The 6,476-nt window shown below is 67.0% G+C and carries 5 protein-coding genes and 1 pseudogene; 1 reads left to right on the top strand and 5 read right to left on the bottom strand.

The features are described 5' to 3' along the window. The 4 genes from msrB to ACE3SN_RS15710 all read right to left on the bottom strand — a co-directional run. Positions 1 to 443 (bottom strand): peptide-methionine (R)-S-oxide reductase MsrB (gene msrB / locus ACE3SN_RS15725; protein WP_374531604.1); only part of this gene is annotated, 443 nt, incomplete at its 3' end. Positions 444 to 518: 75 nt separating this feature from the next. Continuing rightward, positions 519 to 1,853 (bottom strand): cytochrome P450, encoded by a 1,335-nt coding sequence (locus tag ACE3SN_RS15720; protein WP_374531602.1) that lies wholly within the window; start codon positions 1,851 to 1,853, stop codon positions 519 to 521. A gap of 124 nt (positions 1,854 to 1,977) precedes the next feature. Beyond that, entirely contained in the window at positions 1,978 to 3,213 is a 1,236-nt protein-coding gene (locus ACE3SN_RS15715) for an ABC transporter permease (RefSeq protein ID WP_374531600.1), read from the bottom strand. Beyond that, on the bottom strand, positions 3,210 to 4,178 hold the full coding sequence (locus tag ACE3SN_RS15710) for an ABC transporter ATP-binding protein (protein ID WP_374531599.1): 969 nt from the start codon (positions 4,176 to 4,178) through the stop codon (positions 3,210 to 3,212). The genes ACE3SN_RS15715 and ACE3SN_RS15710 overlap by 4 nt, the downstream gene beginning before the upstream one ends. Positions 4,179 to 4,246: 68 nt before the next feature. On the opposite strand from ACE3SN_RS15710, the gene queG reads away from it, so the two are divergent. Then, positions 4,247 to 5,317: a tRNA epoxyqueuosine(34) reductase QueG gene (gene queG / locus ACE3SN_RS15705; RefSeq protein ID WP_374531597.1), complete on the top strand. Its 1,071-nt coding sequence runs from the start codon at positions 4,247 to 4,249 to the stop codon at positions 5,315 to 5,317. Here queG and ACE3SN_RS15700 read toward each other — a convergent pair. Beyond that, positions 5,314 to 6,476: pseudogene (locus tag ACE3SN_RS15700) on the bottom strand (glutamate dehydrogenase); the annotation flags it as partial. The gene queG and the pseudogene ACE3SN_RS15700 sit on opposite strands and share 4 nt — an antisense overlap.

Raw genomic sequence — 6,476 nt, 5'->3', positions numbered from 1 at the left:
GGCTTCGGCCCATCGTCAAACACATGGCCGAGGTGGCCGCCGCAGCGGGTGCAGTGCACCTCGGTGCGCGGATAACCCACTTCCCAGTCGGTCGATGTCGCCACCGCGCCGGGCAGGGGCTTCCAGAAGCTGGGCCAGCCGGTGCCGCTGTCGAACTTGGTTGCGGATGAAAACAGCGGGTTGCCGTCCGCCACGCAGGTGAAGATGCCCTTGCGGTGTTCGTTCAGCAGCGGGGACGAGAACGGCCGCTCCGTGCCTTTCTCGCGCAGGATGTGGTATTGCGGCTTGGACAGACGGCGGCGCCATTCGGCATCGCTGTATTGCACCGGATAGCCCTTGGCCTCGGCGCTGCCGCCGCCACAGGCTGCCAGCGCGCCCATTGCCGCCCCTGCCCCCAGCCAGCGCAGTGCGCCGCGGCGGCTGATTGCAAGCGGATCACTCATCATCAGTCTCCCAACGCGAAAGGGCGAGCCCTTTCAGGCCCGCCCCGTTTAACATATTCACTATGTTCCGCGTACTCAGAACTTGCTGAGCGTCACTTCGAGCTTGCGGAAGCCGTGGACGAAGTTGGCGCGCACGCGCTGGGCCTTGCCGGTCACGTTCACGCGCATGCGGCGCGCGTGCATTTCTTCCATCAGGATCTTGAGCTGCAGTTCGGCCAGGCGCGCACCGACGCAGCGGTGGATGCCATAACCGAACGAGAGGTGCCGGCGCGCGTTTTCGCGGGTCAGGATCAGCTTGTCGGCATCGGGGAACACTTCCTCGTCGCGGTTGGCCGAGATGTACCACAGCGCCAGCTTATCGCCCTTCTTGATCTCGTTGCCGAACAGGTCCGCGTCCGCAGTGGCGGTGCGGCGCATGTGGGCGAGCGGGGTGACATAGCGGATGCATTCCTGCACGCCGTTGGGGATCACCGAAGGATCGGCTTCGAAGATCGCGCGCTGATCGGGGAACTTGTCGAGCGCGTGGACGATGCCCGACATGGTGTTGCGGGTCGTATCGTTACCGCCGACGATCAGCAGCACCAGATTGCCCATGAACTCCTGCGGGCTCATGTGGTTCATCGCGTCGGAATGGATCATCATCGAGATGAGGTCGCGGCTCGGCGGCTGGCCGGTGCGCTCGAACCACAGCTTCGAGAAATACTGCGCCATTTCCTGCAGGATTTCGAAGCGCATGTCGTTGAGGCCGGGCGCGAAGCCGATTTCGAGGTCGCCCGCCCAGTCCGACCAGAAGGTCAGCAGGCGGCGGTCCTCCCAGGGGAAGCCGAACAGGATCGCGAGCATGCCGGTGGTCAGCTCGATCGAAACCTTGTCGACCCAGTCGAACTGCTCGTCCCACGGCAGACTGTCGAGCGTCGCCTGGGTGCGCATGCGCACTTCGGCGGCCATCTTTTCGATTTCACCGGGGGTGAAGGCCGGGGCGACGGTGCGGCGCTGGCCGGTGTGCTCGGGCCGGTCCATCGCGATGAACATCGGCAGGCGGCGTTCGGCAAGGTGTTCGGGCGCGGCATCGGCCGGCGGATCGCCGATGGTGATGCCGCCGTGCTCCCACGAGGAGGAAAACAGTTCGGGCAGGGCCTCGACGTGCTGGATCGTCTTGACCGTGGTGACGTTCCAGAAATCGCCATAGGGCGTCCCGGTGACCTTGTTGACCGGTGCCTTGGCACGCATTTCGGCAAAGATCGGCTGCCAGCGGTCCTCAACGTAGATGTCCGAGCGCGAGACGTCCCACGGATGGGTATGGACCGGCAGATCCTGCTTGTGGTCCCTGAGCCAGGCCTCGAACGCCTCGGTCGCGGTGGGCGAGGTGCGGAATGCAGGCTTGTTCTCGGCAATCGGTTGCGTGGCCATGGGTCTCTCTCTCCGGGCGCGATTCTTGTCAGATACGTTGCGCTTCAAGACTTATCCGCACCAACTTACCCAATTGTCAATAGAACCTCGGCAAATGGCGCGAAACGTCAGATGGAGCGATGCCTCAGGCCGCCGCGCGGCGCAGCCAGCGGCGCTTGGGGCCGCCGCGTGCGGGGCCGCTCTTCATCACCCGCCGCTTGAACAGCACCGCTCCGGAGCGCACCAGCACCGCGACGCAAACCAGCTGCCAGCCGATTGCGGCCAGGTGCGGCCAGATCGCCCCGTCCTGCGCCGCGCGCGCCAGCATCGCGAAGGGCGAGGAGAACGGCACGATCATCGCCGCCATTTCCACCGCGCTGCCCGGCTGGGCCATTGCGTAGGAAGCGAAGAAGAAGTTGAGCAGCTGGAGCATGGTCACCGGCATCGACAGCGTCTGGACCTCGCGCACGGTGCTGGCCATCGAACCGATCGCCAGGAAGATCGAGCCGAGCAGCAGGTAGCCCATCGAGAAATAGACCACGCCGAGCCCGAAGAACGCCGCCCAGCCGACTGCCGGGGCCGGATAGTCGGACAGCGAGTGGCCTGCTGTCAGCCACACCGCGCCGCCGACCATGCCCCAGACCGAAATGCCCACCCAGGATACGGCCAGCATGGCGAACAGCTTGCCCAGGAATACCGCGTCCATGGGAATCGCGGCGGCCAGCACTTCGATGATCTTGTTGCCCTTTTCCTCGACCAGGTTGGACAGCACCATGCCCGCCAGCAGCATGGTCAGCAGGAACAGCACCGTCTGGCCGAGCTGAGCAGTGACCACGCGGCTGTGGGTCTGGTCGGCAGTGCTGGTGGCGATCCCGGCCAGTTCGACCTTGGGATAGGTCGAAGGCGTGGTGCTCTGCGCTTCCGCCGCGAGCAGGGCGACACGGCCCTGCCAGGCGCCGATGCGCTCTGCCGGGCCGGTCAATACGGGATGATCAAGCGTGCCGGTGACGATCGCGGCGAGGTTGGCGCCATTGGTCTTCATGCCCTTCACCGGATCGAACGGCGTACCTGGTTCAAGCCGGGCGACGACCACCAGGTCGGGCAAGCTGCCGCCAAGCTGGGGGGCGAGCCGGTCATAGGCGGCATTCAGCGCGTTCACATCGGCGGCGGACATGGCGACGCCCAGTTGCGGCCGGTCGGCGGTGTCCTGCACCTTTTGCCCGATCCCGCCGGCAAGGCCCCCGACCAGGATCGGAAACAGCGGCCCGAGCAGGAAGAAGAAGAAGCTGCGCGAAAACAGGATCGCGGTGAAATCGCGCCGCGCGATGACAAAGGCGGCGGCCAGCGTCGAAAGGCGGCCGGAAGGACGGTTCTGGGTCATCGGCGGCCCTCCTCTTCGGGCGATTCTTCCAGCGCGCGGGCCGCAGCCTCGCCCGCGATGGCGACGAAGGCATCGTGCAGCCCGGCGCGTTCGATGGAGAGCGACAGGATCCCCGCCTCGCCCTCGATCAGTGCGCGCAGCAAGGGTTCGACCCCGGTTTCGGGCAGCGAGAAATGCCAGAACGCGCCTTCGTGGCGGGCATCGGCGGGCAGGGCGGCGCGCCACGGCCCATCGCTGGCGCGGGTTTCGAGCCGCACCTGCGGGCGGATCCGGTCGCGCGCGATGTCGACCGGGCCGGCGAACGGCACCTTGCCCCCGGCGATGATCGCAACCTCGTCGCACAGGCGCTCGGCATGGGCGATCACGTGGGTCGAAAAGATCACCGTGGTGCCCTTGGCGGCGAGCGCGCGGATCATCTTTTCAAGCTTGCCCTGGTTGAGTGCATCGAGGCCCGAAAACGGCTCGTCAAACACCACCAGGCGCGGATCGTGGACCAGCGTGCCGAGCAATTGCACCTGCTGGGCCATGCCCTTGGAAAGCTGGCGGATCTGGCGCTCGACGGCATAGCCAAGGCCATGCTCCTCAAGCAGTTCCTTGCCCCGGCGGCGCCCCTCGGCCAGCGGCAGGCCGCGCAGCGCGCCAAGGAAGGCGATTGCCTCATAGGCCTTCATCGCGGGATAAAGTCCGCGCTCCTCGGGCAGGTAGCCGATGGTGTGCGCCACTTCGTGCGGGCGATCATGCCCCAGCACACGGCGCACGCCCTCATCAGGGTCGATGATCCCCAGCAGCATGCGCAGCGTGGTGGTCTTGCCGGCACCGTTGGGGCCGAGAATCCCGTAAATCGCGCCTTCGGGAACGACGAGGTCGACCCCGTCTACCGCGGTGAAACCATCGAAGCGCTTGACGATACCGCGCGCTTCGATTGCCAAAGGACGCGCTGCATCCGCAGCCGCGTTGCTCCCCATCTGCCATTCCCCTAGATTCATGGATGAGGCTCATAGTGACGGGCCAGTGAACAGGAGCAACAGGAAACTTGGTTAACACGGCGGCTACCATTTCGCTCAAGCAAGCGATTGCCGATCAGGCGAAGGCGCTGGGCTTTGCTGCCTGCGGGATCGCTGGCGCAGAGGAGGATCCGCGGCGCGCGGCGCGGCTGGGCGAATGGCTGGCGGGCGGTAACCACGGCGACATGGCCTGGATGGCGGACCGCGAGCGCCATCGCCGCTCCCCTCAGGGGCTCTGGCCCGAGGCGCGCAGCGTGATCGCGCTGGGGATGAGCTATGCCCCCAGCGCCGATCCGCTGGCGCTGGAAGGGGTAGGCGACCGGGGCCGCATCTCGGTCTATGCGCAGGGGCGCGACTATCACGATACGGTGAAAAAGGCGCTGAAAGCGCTGGCGCGCTGGCTGGTGGCCGAGGCGGAAAAGCGCGGTCTGGGCGAAGCAGACGTAAAGGTCTTCGTCGATACCGCGCCGGTGATGGAAAAGCCGCTGGGGGCGGCGGCAGGGCTTGGCTGGCAGGGCAAGCACACCAACCTGGTCAGCCGGCGGCATGGCTCGTGGTTGTTCCTCGGCGCGATCTATACCACGCTGGAACTGGAGCCGGATGCGCCGGGGCGCGACCGCTGCGGTTCGTGCAATGCCTGCCAGGCGGCCTGCCCGACCGGGGCCTTTCCCGCACCCTACCGGCTCGATGCGCGGCGCTGCATTTCCTATCTCACGATCGAACTCAAGGACCCTGTGCCCGAAGCCCTGCGCCCTGCGCTGGGCAACCGCATCTATGGCTGTGACGATTGCCTGGCGGTCTGCCCGTGGAACAAGTTTGCCGATACCGCGCACACCATGCAGGCATTTCTGCCACGCGCCGAATTGACCGCGCCGAAGCTTGCCGAACTGCTCGCGCTCGATGACACGGGTTTTCGCGCGCTCTTTTCGGGCAGCTCGATCAAGCGGATTGGGCGCGGCCGCATGGTGCGCAATTGCCTTTATGCAGCAGGGAACAGCGGCGACCGCGCGCTGCTCGGCGCGGTGCTGCCGTTGCTCGACGATCCCGATCCGGTGGTGGCCGATGCCGCGCGCTGGGCGCAGGCGCGGCTCACCGCCTAGCGTGCCAGCAGGTTGCGGGCCTGGCTGGCGACCTGCGCCAGCATCGCCGGAGCCACTGCCGCGACGCCTTGCGAGCGCGCGATCACATGGCGGAACTGGCGCACGGCCTGATCCTGCGCCTTGAGCCAGCTTTCCACCGCCGCGGCCGGATCGCACTTGCCATCCATCGCGCGGCGCAGGAAATCGAGCCGCATCTGCTGGAAATCGCGCGCGAGGCCGTTGACCAGCAGGCGCTCCCAGGGGTCCGACGGGCTCATCCGCGCAGCGGTCGTCTGCGCCCAGTCCAGCCCCAGCGCCGCGCCGAGCGCACCGAACGCGCGGGTGATCACATGCGGGGGGGTGCCGCTGTCCCTGGCCAGCTTGGCGATGCCGATCGTGCCGTCGAGATCGAACAAGCGCGTGACCATGGCTGCCTCCGCTTCGGGCGCGCCTTCCGCGATCAGCCCAGCGCGCATCCGCTGCGATTGCAGGGCGGCCTCGCCGGTCAGCAGCGCTGCGGTATCGCCCATCAAGCCGGTCACGCCTTCGCCCAGTTCGGCAACGAGCTGCGAAGGCGCGGTGCTGCCAGCACCGATGCGCAACATGTCGGCCATGTGGTCGGTCATGGCAGAGGCGGCGCGGTCAAACAGGCGCAGGCGCGCAGCTTCGGGCATCGGCGTGGTTTCCAGCGCGGCCCAGACCCCGTCCATGCCGAGCAGGCGTTCAACCGCGATGAAGGCGGCCGTGACCTGCGCCAGCGTGGCGCCCTCTTCCTCGGCCAGTTCGAATGGGTGGATCACACCGAGCCGGTTGACCATCCGGTTCGCCAGCCGCGTCGCGATGATCTCGCGCCGCAGCCGGTGCTCAAGGATGTCCTGCCGGTAGACCTCACGCATCGGGGTCGGGAACTTGCCGAGCAGTTCGGCCGCCAGGCCCGGATCGTCGACCACGTCGGAGGCTTCGAGTGCGCCCTGCAGCACCAGCTTGGCGCTGGACAGCAGTACGGCCAGCTCCGGCCGGGTCAGCCCGCGCCCATCGGCGGCGCGGCGGGTAAAGGTATCGCCGTCAGCCAGCCCTTCGGTCTTGCGGTCGAGGTGACCGCCGCTTTCGAGCGTTTCGATCAGCCGCAGGTGCGATGCCGTGGCGCTTGGCCCGCCGACTTCGGCGATCGACAGGGCCA

The organism is Novosphingobium sp., from assembly GCF_041915465.1.
GTDB lineage: Bacteria > Pseudomonadota > Alphaproteobacteria > Sphingomonadales > Sphingomonadaceae > Novosphingobium.
Note: the sequence above shows the minus strand (reverse complement) of the source record. Positions and strands in the feature narration are given on the sequence as shown.

Coding starts and splice junctions, on each gene's coding strand:
- ACE3SN_RS15720 (WP_374531602.1), bottom strand. CDS start 1,853: ATGGCCACGCAACCGATTGCCGAGAACAAGCCTGCATTCCGCACCTCG.
- ACE3SN_RS15715 (WP_374531600.1), bottom strand. CDS start 3,213: ATGACCCAGAACCGTCCTTCCGGCCGCCTTTCGACGCTGGCCGCCGCC.
- ACE3SN_RS15710 (WP_374531599.1), bottom strand. CDS start 4,178: ATGGGGAGCAACGCGGCTGCGGATGCAGCGCGTCCTTTGGCAATCGAA.